The 16820-nt window shown below is 35.2% G+C and carries 17 protein-coding genes; 15 read left to right on the top strand and 2 right to left on the bottom strand.

From position 1 onward, the window contains the following. The first annotated feature begins 260 nt into the window (after nt 1–260). Both rsmD and coaD read left to right on the top strand, forming a co-directional pair. Nucleotides 261–827: a 16S rRNA (guanine(966)-N(2))-methyltransferase RsmD gene (gene rsmD, locus NSS71_RS02940; RefSeq protein ID WP_047939890.1), complete on the top strand. Its 567-nt coding sequence runs from the start codon at nt 261–263 to the stop codon at nt 825–827. A gap of 3 nt (nt 828–830) precedes the next feature. Then, entirely contained in the window at nt 831–1322 is a 492-nt protein-coding gene (coaD, locus tag NSS71_RS02945; RefSeq protein WP_095257605.1) for a pantetheine-phosphate adenylyltransferase, read from the top strand. An 81-nt stretch (nt 1323–1403) separates the two neighbouring features. Here the strand turns inward: coaD and ylbJ are convergent, their stop codons facing one another. Continuing rightward, a complete protein-coding gene (gene ylbJ, locus NSS71_RS02950; RefSeq protein WP_341151285.1) occupies nt 1404–2624 on the bottom strand; it encodes a sporulation integral membrane protein YlbJ in 1221 nt (406 codons plus the stop codon). Between the two features lie 210 nt (nt 2625–2834). On the opposite strand from ylbJ, the gene NSS71_RS02955 reads away from it, so the two are divergent. Beyond that, nucleotides 2835–3626, top strand: coding sequence for a patatin-like phospholipase family protein (locus tag NSS71_RS02955; protein ID WP_047939893.1), 792 nt, complete (start codon nt 2835–2837; stop codon nt 3624–3626). A 115-nt stretch (nt 3627–3741) separates the two neighbouring features. Here NSS71_RS02955 and NSS71_RS02960 read toward each other — a convergent pair whose 3' ends face one another. Beyond that, nucleotides 3742–4956 carry a nucleotidyltransferase gene (locus tag NSS71_RS02960; RefSeq protein WP_047939894.1) on the bottom strand — a complete coding sequence of 405 codons (1215 nt, stop codon included), beginning with the start codon at nt 4954–4956 and terminating at the stop codon, nt 3742–3744. A 470-nt stretch (nt 4957–5426) separates the two neighbouring features. Between NSS71_RS02960 and NSS71_RS02965 the strand changes: the two genes are divergently transcribed. The 12 genes from NSS71_RS02965 to NSS71_RS03020 all read left to right on the top strand — a co-directional run bounded on the left by NSS71_RS02965 (nt 5427) and on the right by NSS71_RS03020 (nt 16776). Beyond that, entirely contained in the window at nt 5427–5939 is a 513-nt protein-coding gene (locus NSS71_RS02965) for a YceD family protein (RefSeq protein ID WP_061796783.1), read from the top strand. Nucleotides 5940–6032: 93 nt separating this feature from the next. Then, nucleotides 6033–6206: a 50S ribosomal protein L32 gene (rpmF, locus tag NSS71_RS02970; RefSeq protein WP_016200993.1), complete on the top strand. Its 174-nt coding sequence runs from the start codon at nt 6033–6035 to the stop codon at nt 6204–6206. A 144-nt stretch (nt 6207–6350) separates the two neighbouring features. Continuing rightward, entirely contained in the window at nt 6351–6800 is a 450-nt protein-coding gene (locus tag NSS71_RS02975; RefSeq protein WP_341151286.1) for a DUF523 domain-containing protein, read from the top strand. A 128-nt stretch (nt 6801–6928) separates the two neighbouring features. After that, nucleotides 6929–7498 (top strand): RsfA family transcriptional regulator, encoded by a 570-nt coding sequence (locus tag NSS71_RS02980; protein WP_047939897.1) that lies wholly within the window; start codon nt 6929–6931, stop codon nt 7496–7498. A 535-nt stretch (nt 7499–8033) separates the two neighbouring features. Beyond that, nucleotides 8034–8951, top strand: a complete 918-nt coding sequence (locus tag NSS71_RS02985) for a 2-dehydropantoate 2-reductase (RefSeq protein ID WP_061796781.1) — start codon at nt 8034–8036, stop codon at nt 8949–8951. After that, nucleotides 8944–9339: a DUF3397 domain-containing protein gene (locus NSS71_RS02990; protein ID WP_047939899.1), complete on the top strand. Its 396-nt coding sequence runs from the start codon at nt 8944–8946 to the stop codon at nt 9337–9339. Before NSS71_RS02985 ends, NSS71_RS02990 begins: the two co-directional genes overlap by 8 nt. A 302-nt stretch (nt 9340–9641) precedes the next feature. Next, a complete protein-coding gene (gene bshC / locus NSS71_RS02995) occupies nt 9642–11276 on the top strand; it encodes a bacillithiol biosynthesis cysteine-adding enzyme BshC (RefSeq protein ID WP_061796779.1) in 1635 nt (544 codons plus the stop codon). Between the two features lie 534 nt (nt 11277–11810). Then, nucleotides 11811–12242: a division/cell wall cluster transcriptional repressor MraZ gene (mraZ, locus tag NSS71_RS03000; protein ID WP_047939902.1), complete on the top strand. Its 432-nt coding sequence runs from the start codon at nt 11811–11813 to the stop codon at nt 12240–12242. A 63-nt stretch (nt 12243–12305) separates the two neighbouring features. Then, nucleotides 12306–13238 (top strand): 16S rRNA (cytosine(1402)-N(4))-methyltransferase RsmH, encoded by a 933-nt coding sequence (gene rsmH / locus NSS71_RS03005; RefSeq protein ID WP_047939903.1) that lies wholly within the window; start codon nt 12306–12308, stop codon nt 13236–13238. Between the two features lie 24 nt (nt 13239–13262). Continuing rightward, nucleotides 13263–13622 (top strand): cell division protein FtsL, encoded by a 360-nt coding sequence (gene ftsL, locus NSS71_RS03010; protein ID WP_047939904.1) that lies wholly within the window; start codon nt 13263–13265, stop codon nt 13620–13622. A 3-nt stretch (nt 13623–13625) separates the two neighbouring features. Further along, entirely contained in the window at nt 13626–15749 is a 2124-nt protein-coding gene (locus NSS71_RS03015; protein ID WP_047939905.1) for a penicillin-binding protein, read from the top strand. A 121-nt stretch (nt 15750–15870) separates the two neighbouring features. Beyond that, nucleotides 15871–16776, top strand: coding sequence for a nuclease-related domain-containing protein (locus NSS71_RS03020; RefSeq protein ID WP_047939906.1), 906 nt, complete (start codon nt 15871–15873; stop codon nt 16774–16776). The last annotated feature ends 44 nt before the right edge of the window (nt 16777–16820 follow it).

Genomic DNA, 16820 nt, shown 5'->3' on the forward strand with positions numbered 1-16820 from the left:
GTCTTCTCCGCGGTTGGCAACAACATCCTCGAATAGATGCTGTTAATTACATTATCCCCAACCATGGAACACTTATACCTAATCAAAATATTTTTTTTTGGATAAAGTAAGATAGTCTCCTTTTTTAGTTAATAGGTGGAATAAAACTATTCATGGTATGAATAGTAAAAAATCTTTAAAATGTTGGCTCGGTATAAGGTTTATGGTAGGATAGGGAAGGTAAAAGCAGTTAAAGTAAAATTAGGGTTGTGGTGATTGAAATGAGAGTTGTCTCCGGTAAGAATAAGGGGATTCCATTGAAGGCAGTGCCTGGTAACTCGACTAGACCTACTACAGATAAAGTCAAAGAAGCCATCTTTAACATGATAGGCCCATACTTTCAAGGAGGAGAAGGCCTTGATTTATTTGCTGGTAGTGGTGGACTAGGTATTGAAGCTTTAAGTAGAGGATTGGATCTTGTTATTTTTGTAGACAAAGAAGGAAAAGCGATACATACTATTAAAGAAAATCTTTCTATATGCAAATTAAATAGTCAAGCAGAGGTATATCGCAATAATGCGGATCGTGCTTTAAAAGCATTACAAAAAAGAGAAAAAAGATTCGATTATATTTTTTTAGATCCGCCATATAAAAAGCAGCAGTTAGAAAAAATCCTAACATTTATTGATGAAGCAGGTCTCTTAAAGGAAGACGGAGTTATTGTTTGTGAACACGGTTCGGAAATTTCTTTGCCTGAGGCAGTTAGCAGACTTCAACAAGTGAAACATGAAAAATACGGAATAATTGCGGTTTCTATTTATTCCTTACAAAATGGTATGGAGGACTAAGAAATGGCTAGTATAGCAGTTTGCCCAGGTAGTTTTGATCCGATAACGTATGGTCATATTGATATTATTAAACGATCAGCAAAGGTATTTGACCATGTATACATATGTGTATTAAATAATTCTGCCAAAAAACCTTTTTTTTCAGTAGAGGAAAGATTAGAGTTAATTAGAGAAGTAACAAAAGATATTAAAAATGTTTCTGTGTCGTCCTATGAAGGACTTTTGATTGATTATGCAAAAAGTGTAAAAGCGAATGCAATTATTAGAGGATTACGAGCTGTATCAGATTTTGAATACGAAATGCAGATTACCTCTATGAACCGAGTTCTATCAGATGATATTGAGACATTCTTTATTATGACAAATAATCAATATTCTTTCTTAAGTTCAAGTATAGTGAAAGAAGTCAGCAAGTATGATGGAGACATTTCGGAGCTTGTCCCAAAGATTGTTCATGATGCGTTAAGAGCAAAGTTTCATAAAAATCGTCCCTAACGCTTACTCTCCAGTAATATGAATAAAAAGGACTTATTGCCCAAAAAAGATTTTTAACATCTTTTTGGCAATAAGTCCTTTTTATACTTCTTCTCTTGGAGATAATCTTTTTACTAAGATAAAACAATAAATCATTAGGGAAATAATCGTGACAATTGGACCCCATGTGCTAATATTTTCAAATATTTGTTGCAAGAAAGCTCCCTCTTGGTTTAATCCTGGAATCGCAATCGTTGGAGCATCTTTTGCCAAAAAGGTTTTGTTAAAGAAATCCCACGCGATAAATGTATAAATTCCAGAGAAGATTGCTTGCATTATTCTTGCTATAAAAAAAGGTTTAAAACGAATATCTGTCTGTGCTAGAATACTTGCAACCTGTGCTTGTACACTCAAACCACTAAAGCCGAGGATACAGCTAGTCAGGATTGCTTGATGCATAAGGGTGGAAGTTTCTACATCACTTGTTAATTGACTTCCTAATGTAATTTCAAATATCCCAGTAATGAATGGAATCGCTAATTCGCCAGAAAAAGTGAATAGCTGGAAAACGGCTTCTAACAATTTAGCAGCAAAAGAAGTAATATGTAAGTGAAATAGTAATCGATTAATAACAGAAAAAAGAATAATGAAGCCGCCGACCATTAATAACGATTGAATCGAAGAAGTTACAGCATCTCCCATTAATTTTCCAAGTGGACGCTTGTCTTTTAACCGAGTATGATGTAATTCCCGTAACGCTCTTTTGATGGAGGCTTTTTCAGTTGCCTCCTGTTTCTTTATTTCTGTGTCCTTGCCATGAAATCTCATAAATAGTCCTACTGTAAAGTTGGCTAAATAATGAGAAAAGGCAAGAAGCAGTCCTAGTTTGGGACTATGAAAAAAAGAAGCTGAAACTGCACCAATAATAAACATCGGATTAGAAGCGTTAGAAAAAGAAACGAGTCTTTCTGCTTCTGTTCTTGTTAATTGTTTTTCTTCACGCATTCTTGCTGTTAATTTTGCACCAGTAGGAAAGCCTGATACCATGCCCATTGCCCAAACAAATCCGCCTACACCTGGAACTTTAAAGAGAGGTCGCATAATGGGTTCCAATAAAACACCAATAAAACGAACTACACCAAAACCGATTAAAATTTCGGATAAAATAAGGAAAGGAAGAAGTGAAGGAAAAACAATCGTCCACCATGTGTTTAGTCCATTTTTGGAAGCGTCAACTGCAACTCCTGGAAAAGAAATTAGAGCAAGAGCTAATAGGGATGCAGATAAAGCGAGTACGATTGTCTTAAATTTTGAGCGTAACAAATTATATTGCTCCCCCTTCAAATAGAAAATAGTAGGTAAGTATTCTTATTTATAGAAGAAAGGCTGTTTAAGAAACTTTTTAGTAAAAAAGAATACTTGTACACAAACAGCCTGAAGAATATCCCTCTACCAATCAATATACTCATAACATAAAAAAAAAGACCATAAGAATATATAGATTATTATTTTGAAAAGAATAGGTGGGACAATATGGAACGCCCAAAAATTGGATTAGCGTTAGGGTCAGGTGGAGCGAGAGGATTTGCACATATTGGGGTCATAAAAATACTAAGAGAAGAGAATATCCCAATAGATTATATTGCTGGCAGCAGTATAGGGGCTATAATTGGCTGTTTATATGGAGCAGGATCCGATATTGAGCGATTATACACTTTATCCAAGTTCTTTAAAAGAAAATACTATTTGGATTTTACTGTCCCTAAAATGGGGTTTATCGCAGGGAACCGTGTAAAGGAGTTAATTCATTTGTTTACCTATGGAAAAAATTTAGAGGAGTTGGATATCCCTGTTGCCATTGTTGCGACTGATTTATTAACGGCAGAAAAAGTAGTTTTCACAAAAGGGCCAATTGCTGATGCTGTTCGGGCAAGTATTTCTATTCCAGGTATATTTGTTCCAGAAAAAATTGACGGGCGATTGCTTGTAGACGGAGGAGTAATCGATCGTGTTCCCGTCTCAGTTGTGAAGGAAATGGGAGCAGATATTGTAATTGCTGTCGATGTCGCAAAAGTGAACATTCATACAGATATTTCTAACATTTATGATGTAATTATGCGTTCATTAGATATCATGCAAATGGAACTAGTAGAATCACGCGAGGTTGCAAGTAATGTGATGATTAAGCCGCCTGTTGAAATGTTTAATAGTAAGGCATTTACTGATTTGGAGAAAATTATTGAAATAGGGGAAACAGAAACGAGAAAATATATAGAAGGGATTAAAAAGGAAATCAGAAAGAGAAGAAAGAATGAAAAAAAGTAATTATAGAGTGAACAAATAAAGATTAAAGGTTCTCGCTTAATACAGTGGAGTGCCTTTAATCTTTAAGCTGTTTATTAAGAACTTCAACTAATAAAAACTAGTCCTAACAAAGGAATTATTTCATGATAGGAGGTTTGGTGTAATCCATCTCTAATAGTTGATGCTGAACAAGATTAGGAACACCTAAAGCATAAATCTGCGAAGCGCGAATATCCAATGCGATTTTTTCTTTATCAAAAGCAGAAAGCTTGCTGATAATTGGCAGCTGAAACTGCTTCTTTTTTTCTTTTAAATAGAGACGGCCATTTACAGTTGTTCCAAGTAAACGAATATAATTTGGCTTCAATGAAGAACTCATTTCTGCCTTTTTGGTATTTGTTAAAATATGTACGCAAATTCTTTGCAGCCTTGTCCATGTATATCTTTTCGTCTTTACTAAACGAATAAAATCGTGAAAAGAGGATGCTGTTTTTACATATTTAAGGAAGCGATACTCTAAACCTTCCTCCATCTCATATATGGCAGCTAACTCTTCTGCTGTTGACTGAAGGAGACGGAATTTTAAATAGTGCCAGTAATTCTCCCAAGTATGGTAAGTGAGGTATGTTTCCTTATACTGCTGTAGTAATTGATAACTACTTGCGGGGAGGAAGGGTTTTATTTTTCTTATGTCTCCTTTATCATGCAATAGTTCTTCGCGAATGCTTGTTGCGCTAGCTATTGTATCCGAAGTAAATGTTTTGTCATGATAGTCTGCTTTCATGCGGGCAACTGTGCAAATCTCCATGGGATACTTATTGGTATGCACTGCCTTATAGTATTCATATCCCAAGATGTTATTTGGCATACTAAGATTTAGCGCGGTGTGATCATCACTAGTTGTTAATTCTTTTATCGCCAATGATTTAGCTTTCGGATAGCTCATTCCTTGTTTCATAAACCCCTTAACAAGTAAATCCTCTTCCATTCCTTTTCCTTGCAGCAGGGTAAAAGTCTGCTGAAAAGCATCGATGCTGCCTGATTCACTGCCAAAACATAAGAAATCACAACTTAAGCTTTGCAAAATATCAACAGCGCCAGAAGCAAATACGGCAGCATGCTGTGTGGCAAAAGCATAGGGAAGCTCCACAATAAGATCTACTCCACTTTCCAAAGCCATTTCTGCTCGAGCCCACTTAGAAACAAGGGCAGGTTCTCCTCTTTGCAGAAAAGGACCGCTCATAACAGCAGCCACAATATCCGCCTGTGTTAGTTCTTTCGCTTTTTGGATATGATACAAATGACCATTATGAAATGGATTATATTCTACTACTACTCCAACTGCTTTCATCACATTCTCCCTAACTATATTCTTTATGGTTGTATTAATAAAAGTTTATCCTAAAAATAGTGGTTATAAAAGAGAAACCTATATGGATCTGCCTGTTTTAAAAAAGATTCCTTGTAAATTTATATGTGAGAAACAGTAAAAGAATAGGACTAAATGCTGGTTTCAAAGAGGCTATATAATATAACCGAGGTTTTAATAGTGCTGTCTACTTTCTAATATAGTTTCTATTCTACGAATTTTTGAAGTAAAGCTTTGCTAAAAAAGCTTAAATGGAAGCGAGGGGGAGAGAAATCAAGATCATTTTAGGAAGTTTTGGTTGCAATTCTGATGAATATGGGTAGAATAGAAAAGAAATCACGAAATATGATCGTGATTCAGGACATATCTCTTATTATTTACTGTAAAGAAAAAATATTGACAAATAATTATATGAAAGCTATAATTACCTTTGTTGCCTTGGGGTGATATATATGAAATGGACGTTAAGCCAGTTACAAAAATTTCGAAGTAAGGGATTGCCAATTGATGAAACAATAAATATGGATGAGATCAAAGAAACAGATCCGACCATAAGAAAAGTATCTCCTATTCATATAACAGGACGTACGGATATTGATTCAACGAAAGTGACTTTTCATTTAAATATAAAAGGATCGCTCGTGCTACCTTGCTCTCGTACTTTAGTAGACGTGGATTATCCAATTAATGTTGAAACAACAGAAACCTTCCTATTAAAAGTTTCGGAATATGAAACAGACGAAGAGGAAGTTCATCAGGTAAAAGGGGATGTAATTGACTTAAAGCCAATTATAGCAGAAATACTTTTACTTGAGGTACCGATGCAAGTCTTCTGTGAAGATGTAACAGAAGAGGGAGCTCCGCAATCAGGAAATGATTGGGAAGTAATCCAAGAGCAAGATTTACAGGAGAAGAAAGTTGATCCTCGTCTTGCAGGACTTGCTAAGTTTTTTGAAAATGAGTAAATTAACTCATATTTAATTATGCAAAAGAAAAATGTGAGATTGGAAATATCTTTTCTCATTACTTTCTTAATACTCTTTAAGGAGGTGGGACGAATGGCTGTACCTTTTAGAAGAACATCTAAAACTGCAAAGAGAAAACGTCGTACACATTTTAAATTACAAGTGCCTGGTATGGTAGAATGCCCTAACTGTGGTGAAATGAAACTTGCTCACCGTGTATGCAGCGCTTGCGGAACATACAAAGGGAAAGAAGTTGTAAGCAACTAATTATCTTTTTTGTTGATTAAAAGCACAAGAACTTAAGTTCTTGTGCTTTTTTTCATATTATAGCTATTATTACAAAAATAGCTGAAGTAAAATAAAAGGAAGTTTTGAAAGTTAGAAGAAATACATAATATGAGGTGATAAGCAATGATTGTCATAAGTTCTTGTTTAGCAGGTCTGAAAGTTCGGTATAATAGGACGGATTGTTTAGATACCAACATAGAAGAGTTTATAAAAAAAGAAAACATAAGAACGGTTTGTCCGGAATTATTGGGAGGCTTCTCTACTCCGAGGGAACCAGCTGAGATAGTCGGAGGGGATGGTTATGATGTTCTTGATGGAAAAGCATTTGTTAAAGATGCTAAAGGGAATGATGTGACGCAAATGTATATCGAAGGGGCTAATAAAACCTTAGTTTTTATTAAAGACTTGGAGGCGGAAATGGTAGTCTTAAAAGAAAATAGTCCTTCTTGTGGTAGTGGTAGTATATATACAGGGAACTTTGATGGCACAAAAATGGGCGGTGTGGGTGTAACCACTGCGCTTTTAAGAAGAAACGGTATCAAAGTGGTGTCAGAAGACGAATTATTATCTTAACTAGGTCTATAAGCAGCAAATTTTCTTTTTGCATGCTGCTAATTTTTCTTTTTGTAATATGAATAAATCAGTCTATCTTTTCTAGTAGATGCATATGTATGAATAAAAAACACTAGGAGGGTATACTGATGACAACAACGAGACAAGATGCTTGGTCAAAAGATGAAGATATTTTACTTGCTGAAATTGTTCTTCGTCATATTAGAGAAGGCGGTACACAGCTTCAAGCATTTGAAGAAGTGGGGAAATTATTATCAAGAACAAGTGCAGCATGTGGATTTCGCTGGAATTCATATGTACGCAAACAATATAAATCTGGTATCGAACTTGCCAAAAAACAAAGAAAGCAATTGAAAAAGACAAATGTAGCAGAAGAGTTTTCTCAAGAAGAAGTAACTGCTGTCCAGCCTGCTATATCTCCAGCTCCTATACAGAATCAATTTGATGAAATGATGTTATATTTAAAAGATTTATATGATAAAGCAACTAAGTGGGAGCAAGAAAATATTGACTCTTCCACCGTTAAAGAGAAAACGAAGGTATTAGAGGAAAAGCTAGCTATATTAAAGAAGGAAAATGAAGCGTTGCAAAGTGAATTAGACTCCATGGAAGGCGCTTATAAAGCATTAGTGGAACTGATGGAAAAAGCAAGGCAAATGGTGGTTTTTAAAGATGAGGATAAACTTCCCAAGGTGTAAGTAAAGTTTTTCTTTAGCTAAAATGCTAATGGGATCTATATCTATAATAACATGGTCAAATAAATATGCTATATTGCAGGAGGAATCCTGTCAGTTAGGAAGCATCCGCTCGACTCCTGTATATAAAAAAGTGAGGCAGAGGAGAATCATTGGATTCACTTGACTCACAAGGAGAATCTGGGCGGCTGCTTTATATAAGTCAATTAAAATCTCTAATCTTTCATATGCAAAAGAAAACAAAATCAATTTGTTGGTGTTTTAATCTATCCAATGAGTATAATACCGCATCCTCCCCATTAAGTTGTAACATTCTTCTCTAATTTTATTCCTTTCTATATTATTAAACCTTAAAAAACTCTTTTATAGATTATCTTTCAAAACTATTTGATTGCACTCGTCTTTTAGCTTTTCTTTCGTTTTTGAGGCAAGCATCATATTTTATTTTTTTTCTATTCCTGTGATTTTCGTACTACAAACATTTCAGAAAATGTTAATATATAACTAACGATAACTTGAAACGATAAAGGAGCTTCTAATGGAAATTGCAATTATTGGAGCTGGGGCAATTGGCTTATTATGTGCATACCAGTTAAAGGAAAAGCATGATGTCACCTTATATGTTCGGTCAAAGCAGCAATACGAGCGAATCCTAGAGAAAGGAATATATTATAAAGCAAATGACGAAAAGAAAAATCGAACAGTACGCGTACGGTTTTTTAAAGAGTGGAATGGACAAGAAGAGTTGACGATCGTCGCAGTAAAGCAATATCAACTAGCGTCCATTTACGAGAAGATGGAAAAAATGGGCGATAAAATAAAAGCAATGTGCTTTTTGCAAAATGGAATGGGACACATAGAGACAATTAGGAATTCGCGAGTTGCTAATATATTGATAGGTATTGTCGAACATGGAGCGATGAAAGAAGATGAGCAAACAGTAATTCATACTGGTGTAGGAGCAATAAAAATAGCTTGTATAAAAGGAAAAATGGACGATATAGTTACCACGCTCACAACAGCTACTAATAAAGACTTTTTATTTATAATGGAACATAAATATGAAATAATGCTGCAAAAAAAATTAGTCGTAAATTGTATTGTAAATAGTTTAACTAGTATTTTGCTGGTGCCAAATGGTCTTTTGCTGGAAAACGCTTATTATTCTCAATTGATGACTATGTTGATGAATGAGGTATTAGAGGTTTTAACGATAACCGAATCTGAAAAAAAAATCTATCGAGAGTATTGTATGGAAGTCGTAGGAAAAACAGCTTTAAATAAATCTTCGATGCTAAAGGACATGGAGGCGGGAAGACCTACGGAAATAGATGCCATCTTAGGATACATAATAGAAGAAGCAAAAAAGAAAAAACAGAGTGTGCCTATTGCAAATGCGGTTTATCTGATGATTAAGGGAAAAGAACGAGAAAGAGAGGTGTTTATCCATGATTAATCTAACTTCACATCTCATTAGTTTTCTCGTGGTTTTTCCAATCTTTACATTGTTTATTGTTTTTGTTATTAGTAAGTTGATTACAAAAAAGCATCGTCTATCTATACATCTAGCACTAGATATTAGTACCATCTTTTTTATTGTTTCTGTCCATTTTCTTATACAATCTATCTGGCATACTTCGGTCTTATTGTATATTGTGATATTTATCTTGTTGATTGGCATGTTATTTGTTATTGTTCATTGGAAGTTTAAAGAGGAAATACAATACAAAAAAGTATTTAAAGGAATTTGGCGTGTAAGCTTTCTTCTTTTTTTCCTTTTATATATTGTATTGCTCGTTTATGGTCTTTTCCTATCTATATGGAGAACACTTGGAATGGTATAATAGTTGATTACAATAAAATAACTTAAATGTTTAGCAAGTCAGTGCTACTTAGAATGAATAGGTGGACTCAATCTGGAAGATGCTAATAAGAAGATAAATCGAAAAGATAAAGGCTTATAAGCAACTTTTTTTCTTTTATAGTAAAGGGATGCTATACTTTTCTATGTAGCGAAATAAAATGAATGCTTTTTATAAGCAGCTGGATGATAAGCTCGTGGTTGGACTCCCACTATAGAAAGAGTCTTTAATAAGGAGAAAATACATATATAGGAAAACTCGAATTGGAGAAAGGAAGTACATAGATGGAGATGATGAATCTCTCTTTGCCTGTGGCAAATAAATTCGTAACAGATTATTTAGAACAAAAGAATAGTGCGGAAGACTTTTTTCATTATTCTTATCTTGATAATGGTAGCTATGAGAAGAGAGTTAAAGAATTAGAAACGAGAACTTTTATGAGGAATGATCTTGCAGATTATATCGAAGATTACATGAAAAAGTTCCCTCAAGGGGAAAAGGTGAGGCAATCCCTTTCTAAATTAAGAAAGGAAAACAGTGTAGTTGTTATAGGTGGACAACAAGCGGGTGTTTTAACAGGTCCATTATACTCTATTCATAAAGTAATTAGTATTATCCTGTTAGCTGAACAAAAAGAAGAAGAATTAGGTATTCCGGTTGTACCAGTGTTCTGGGTAGCGGGAGAAGACCATGATTATTTAGAAATTAATCATATTTATACACCAGGTAAGGAAAAAATGAAGAAGGCAGTTTATCCACAAAGAGTGTTGGATAAAAGAATGGCTTCCGATATATTGCTGGAAAAAGAGGTCTGTATAGAATGGCTGGAAAAAATCGTCGAATCCTATGGTGAAACAGATCATTCTAAGCCTTTATTGCAACTTTTGCACAATGCTGTCCATGAATCCACTACGATTGTTGACTTCTTTAGCTATATTACAATGAGTTTATTCCAAGATTATGGATTACTATTGGTTGATTCTGGTGATAAAGAGATTCGCAAGTTGGAGAAAGAAATTTTCCTTAAACAAATTAATGAATTTCAAAAATTAGCAGATTCCGTTTCAGAACAACAAAAGTTAGTACAGGAGAAGGGATATTCGCTTGTGATTGAAATGGCAGAAAATCCTGTTAACTTGTTTTATTATGATGAATTAGAGCAAGAAAGAGTATTGCTGCAATACGATGAAATAGAAAATTGTTTTATCGGGAAAGATAGAACAGTATCCTTTACTATGGAACAGTTAATAGAGATTGCGAGTGAATTCCCTCAAAAGCTAAGCAATAATGTCGTAACGAGACCAATAACGCAAGACTTATTATTTCCTACGTTAGCATTTATTGGCGGACCTGGAGAGATTGCGTACTGGGCGGAACTTAAAAAGGCTTTTGAACACTTAGGAATTAAAATGCCGCCAGTTATTCCTCGCTTAAATATTACGCTCTTAGAGAGAAGCGTGGAAGCAGACATAGAGGAACTAAAATTATCAATAAAGGATGTTCTTGTTAATGGAACTTCTGAAAGATGTGCGGAATTTTTAAAGTCTGTCTCAAATGAACGGATTGAACAGATACTTAATGAAATAAAAGAGGTAATTAAAACGAAATATGATCAAGTGGAAGAGGAAATGAAGGCAGAGTATAAAGGTTTGCTGCCGTTATTAGAAAAAAATGAAGATTTTTTAGTAAGCCAGCTTGAATTTTTGCAGAACAAAGTTGATGCTGCCGTAAAATTAAAGCATGAAGTACTGGTAAATAAATTTAACCGTATTGAACAAAATTTAAAGCCAGAAGGGTCTCCCCAAGAAAGAGTCTGGAATATCACCTATTTCTTAAATAAATATGGAATGGATTTTATTCAAGATGTAATGGAATTGCCGATGGCCTTTGATGGAACACATAAGGTTATTAAATTATAAGGAAGAAAAGAATGATTACCCCCTAATTATAGGACGGTTCAGACTGTCGACAAACTCCTAATTCAGTAATTAGGAGTTTGTTTTAGTTTATACATATACATTTTTTTAAATAAGAATTGATTTCCGTTGCAGGGGTACGCTTTCCGTGGGTCTCGCGCTGAGCCGCTTCGGCCTAAAGGCCTGCAGAATCTCAGACTGTCTCGCAGATCCCACAGAGTCTCACCCCTTCCATTCCAATCAATGCATAATAATTCCATTTGCATTTCCTAAATTCCTTTTGTCAACAAGCTGTACCGTCCTAATTATAGGACGGTTTTTTTATTGTTATAACGCATTTTCATTCCCTCCTTTAGTTTTGTCTTTTAGAAAATAAACAGCCAATTCTCAAAAAGTAGTGATAAAGAACCCCGTTTATTCTTTTCAAAATTATTATTTTTGTTGCAGGAAATATACAAAATAGATAGAATTAAAATTAATAGTGGAGGAAAGTGGGGGAATGTGGTACATTGAGGTTAGAAAGTGGGGGACAAGGGTATGTTTATGGGTGAATATCATCATAATGTTGATGCAAAAGGACGTATCATTGTTCCTGCGAAGTTTAGAGAGAACTTAGGTGAAACCTTTATTCTAACCCGTGGCCTCGATCGATGTCTTTTCGGTTACCCACTTAATGAATGGGAGATAATTGAAGACAAGCTCAAGCAATTACCTTTAACCAAAAAAGATGCTAGAGCATTTACCCGATTTTTCTTCTCCGGAGCAACAGAATGTGAAATTGATAAACAAGGTCGCATTAATATTGCCTCCCCCTTATTTCAATATGCACAGTTAGAGAAGGAATGTGTTATTCTCGGTGTTTCTAATCGTATTGAAATATGGGATAAACAAGAGTGGGAAAATTATTTTTCCGAATCAGAGGATTCTTTTGCAGAAATTGCAGAAAATATGATTGGGTTTGATATTTAATTTTTTCACTATGTACATAATAAATACTACCTACAAGAAAAATTTATAGACAGGTGTGGATTCATGTTTAATCATACAACAGTATTACTGAATGAAGCTGTCGATGCTCTCGATATTAAGCCAGATGGAATTTATGTGGATTGTACTTTAGGTGGAGCAGGGCACAGCGAATTAATTCTTTCCAAATTATCAGGCAGTGGAAGGTTAATTGCATTTGATCAAGATGAAGTAGCAATAAAAAATGCACAAGTAAAATTAGCCCCATATAAGGACAGATTGACGATTGTCAAAAGTAACTTCCGCTATTTAAAAGAAGAAATTCACAACTTAGGGATTACACATGTAGATGGAATTCTTTATGACTTAGGTGTATCTTCCCCGCAATTGGATACTCCTGAGCGTGGATTTAGTTATCACCATGATGCACCACTTGATATGCGTATGGATAATGAAGCGGATGTTACTGCATATGATGTTGTTAATTCTTGGTCTTATGAATCACTAGTTAAAATTTTCTTTCGTTATGGAGAGGAGAAATTCTCTAAACAAATAGCAAGGAAAATTGAGGCAGCAAGAGAAAATCGCCCAATAGAAACGACTGGAGAGTTGGTTGAATTAATTAAGGAAGCTATTCCAGCGCCAGCTAGACGAAAAGGCGGTCATCCTGCAAAAAGAGTTTTTCAAGCAATACGAATTGCAGTTAATGATGAACTTGGCGTATTTGAAGCTTCGTTAGAGCAAGCCATTACGTTACTAAATCCAGGCGGAAGAATCAGCGTTATCACCTTCCATTCCCTTGAAGACAGAATTTGTAAGTCGACATTTAAAAAGATGAGTGATCTGCCGCCATTGCCGCCAGGACTACCGGTTATTCCAGATGAGTTTAAACCAGAATTGAAATTAATTACTAGAAAGCCGATTATCCCATCTGAAGAAGAATTAGAATTTAATAACAGAGCAAGATCAGCGAAACTACGTGTTGCAGAAAAACAATAACCAAAGGGTGCAGGAGGTAATTAAATGAGCAACTTAGCAAGAAAAATGCAGCAGGATCAATATCAACAACAAGAAGAAAAGCAGTCGGTTAAAAAGGTTATTAAACAGACTAAATCATTATTATCTCCTGGAGAGAAGATTTTAGGAATTGCCTTTGTAGTCATTATTTGTATTGGCGGCGTAAAAATTGTAAGCAATCAATCGGAGATTTATCAAGTAAATAAAGATATTCAAGTAGCGGAAAGCTCCATTAATTCGCTTGAAAAGTCAAACAAAGAATTAGATACACAAGTAAAGGATTTAAGCAGCTTTGAACGCTTACGCAAAGTAGCAGGGAAATTAGGTTTAGATTTTAGTAAAGACAATGTAAAGGTTGTGCATTAAGCAATGATCCGAAAACAACCTAATATTAATTTTGGAGCAGCCATCCTTTTTGTTTTCTTTTGTCTGCTCTTTTTTGTTTTAGTTATTCGGTTTGTCTATATTCAGGCGACAGGAGAAGTGTCAGGAGTAGAGATAGCTGCGCAAGCAGAAAAAAAACATAACACTTCCCGTGTGCTAGAGGCTTCAAGAGGAAGTATATTAGATCGCAATGGGGACGTAATTGCAGAGGATGCAGTTTCCTATAAGCTAGTTGCTGTAACAGATGAATCATTGAGTAAGAATCTGGATAAAAATGTTCATGTTGCGGATCCCGAATTGACAGCTAGAGAATTAGCAAAATATATCGATTTAAAAGAATCGGAGATTTATAGAATTTTAACCAAAAAGGGCGCAAAACAAGTGGAATTTGGGGAGGCCGGAAAAGATCTTTCCTATGAGACGAAAAAGAAAATTGAAGATTTAAAGCTTCCTGGTATTCAAATTGTCGAAGGGAAAAAGCGTTTTTATCCGAATGGAATCTTTGCTTCCCATGTTATCGGCTATTTAGAAGAGGATGAAGGTAAGGAAACAGGCAGATTAGGTATTGAAGAAAGTTTAAATAAAATGCTGACAGGTACAAATGGCAGTATGCAGTATAGTAAAGATTTTTGGGGCTATATTTTGCCAAACAGTAAGGATAAAATCGTGCCTGCTCAAAATGGCAAGAATGTTTATTTGACACTTGATAAGAAAATCCAATCCTTTTTAGAAGATACGCTGAATAAGGTAAATGCAGAATATAATCCTGTAAAAATGATTGCGATTGTAGCTAATCCGAAAACAGGAGAAATATTAGCGATGAGTCAAAGACCATCCTTTGATCCCGAAACAAGAGAAGGTATTACAGCTTCCTGGCATAATGAAGCAATTGAAACCAATTATGAACCAGGATCCACTATGAAAATATTTACTTTAGCTGCAGCGGTGGAAGAAGGAGTATTCAATCCAAACGACTATTATCAGTCAGGCAGATATGAAGGAATAGGAGATCATAATAATGGAGCTGGTTGGGGAAAGATTTCTTATTTAGAAGGAGTTCAGCGATCTTCCAATGTAGCGTTCGCGAAACTTGCCAAGGAAAAAATCGGCTTTGAGACATTCAGAGAGTATTTAACAAAATTCGGCCTTGATCAGCCAACTGGAATCGACCTACCAAGAGAAGCAAATAGCTCGATTGTATTTAATTGGCCAATAGAAAAAATTACAACTGCTTTTGGTCAAGGTACAGCTTTAACACCAATTCAGCAAATTCAAGCGGCAACAGCTATTGCCAATGATGGAAAAATGGTGAAGCCGTACGTTATTGAACAGATTAAAGATCCAAATACAGGGAAAATCATCAAAAAAGGCGAGACGCAAGTGGCAGGAACACCAATCTCTGCAAAAACAGCCAAAGAAGTCCGCGATATTCTTGAAACAGTTATTACGAGTAAAAAAGGGACGGGTTACAAAAAATTCAATATTGATGGATATGATGTTGCCGGTAAAACAGGAACCGCACAAATTCCTAAAAGCGGCGGCGGTTATTTAGAAGGTAAAAATGATTACATTTTTTCTTTTTTAGGTATGGCTCCGAAGGATGATCCTGAATTAATAATGTATGTTGCTGTTCAGCAGCCAGAGCTAAAGGAAACGGAAACTGGGTCTGAACCAGTCGCTGAAATTTTCACTTCAGTCATGAAGAGCAGTCTGCAGTATATGGATATAGTACCAACAAAAGAAGTAATTTCGAAGCCGATTGAAATCCCCAATTTAAGTGGAATGACTGCAGAAGAGGCGAAGAAAATTCTAGAGGATAAAGGGCTGAATGCCGTTATTATCGGAGACGGCAAGACAGTGGAAGAACAGCTTCCAGTCAAAGGAGATACTTATCTAAAAGGCGAGAAAGTAATCTTAAAGACGGATGGTAAAGAAACAGTTCCTAATATGAAGGGCTGGTCATTACGCGATGTTTTAAAAGTAGTGGACCTCAATAAGCTGAAACTTGAAAGTTCCGGCAGTGGATATGTGTCCTCTCAGAGTATAAAAGCAGGGTCTAAGGTTAAAGAAAACGATAAGGTATCGGTTAAGTTAAAAGAACCAGAGTAAGAGAGAGCTTCACTACATTTTTGAGATGTAGTGAAGCTTTTTTGTTGGAGATGGACGCGGTATTGTATACTAGAAATAAGCGTTCGTTTGTAATGCTTCAGTAAAATAGGAGGGTGAAAAATTGTATAAGAAAAGAAGGGAACCACTGGAATTAGCTTTATTAAAATCATTAAATAGCCGAATGGAATTATCTAATGAATTGAAGACAAAGTACTTAAATCAAGGGAAAGGCTGGGAAGGAGAGAGGAAGTTTGATAAGTATTTAAAGGATTTAGCCCCAAATAGTATTATATTAAATGATTTATTATTACAATCACACCAGACGACATTTCAAATCGACTCCTTATTGATAGAAGGAGATGCACTTCATCTCTATGAAATTAAGAACTATGAAGGTGACTTTTATTATGAAAATGATCGATTCTATAAGAAAAACAATAAAGTAGAAATCAATAATCCTATTACTCAATTAAAACGAACCGATTCATTATTAAGACAATTAGTTCACCAGCTTGGTTACTCCATTACAATTATTCCACACGTTGTTTTTATAAACCCCGAATTTATCTTATATCAAGCTCCACTTCATTTGCCTTGCATTTATCCTAACCAATTAAATCGTTATGTTAAATTATTAGAAAAAAATAAATCACAAGTAAAAAAACAGCATGCGGTCTTTGCTGAAAAGTTGATCGCTCTTCATATGGATGAATCACCTTATCGAAGAATGCCAAGTTATACCTATGAAGAACTTAAGAAAGGAATCCTTTGCGATAAATGTAACTCACTGTTCATTTCAACAGAAAGTGCAATGATCAAATGTGATGTATGTGGATATACAGAAAGCTTGGAGTTAGCTGTTTTACGAAGTGTTAAAGAATTTAAGCTGCTTTTTCCAGAAAGAAAGATAACGACAAAAGAAATACATGACTGGTGTCTGATATCGGGAGGAATGCGAAGGATTAAGAGAATATTAGATAAGCATTATAGGCTTATTGGTGTACATCAGTGGGCGTATTATGAGTGAAAGACAGTATTCAACAAGGGGATGAACACCAAAATAACCAGAAG

This window comes from Niallia sp. FSL W8-0951 (assembly GCF_038006525.1).
GTDB classification, from domain to species: Bacteria; Bacillota; Bacilli; order Bacillales; family Cytobacillaceae; genus Niallia; species Niallia circulans.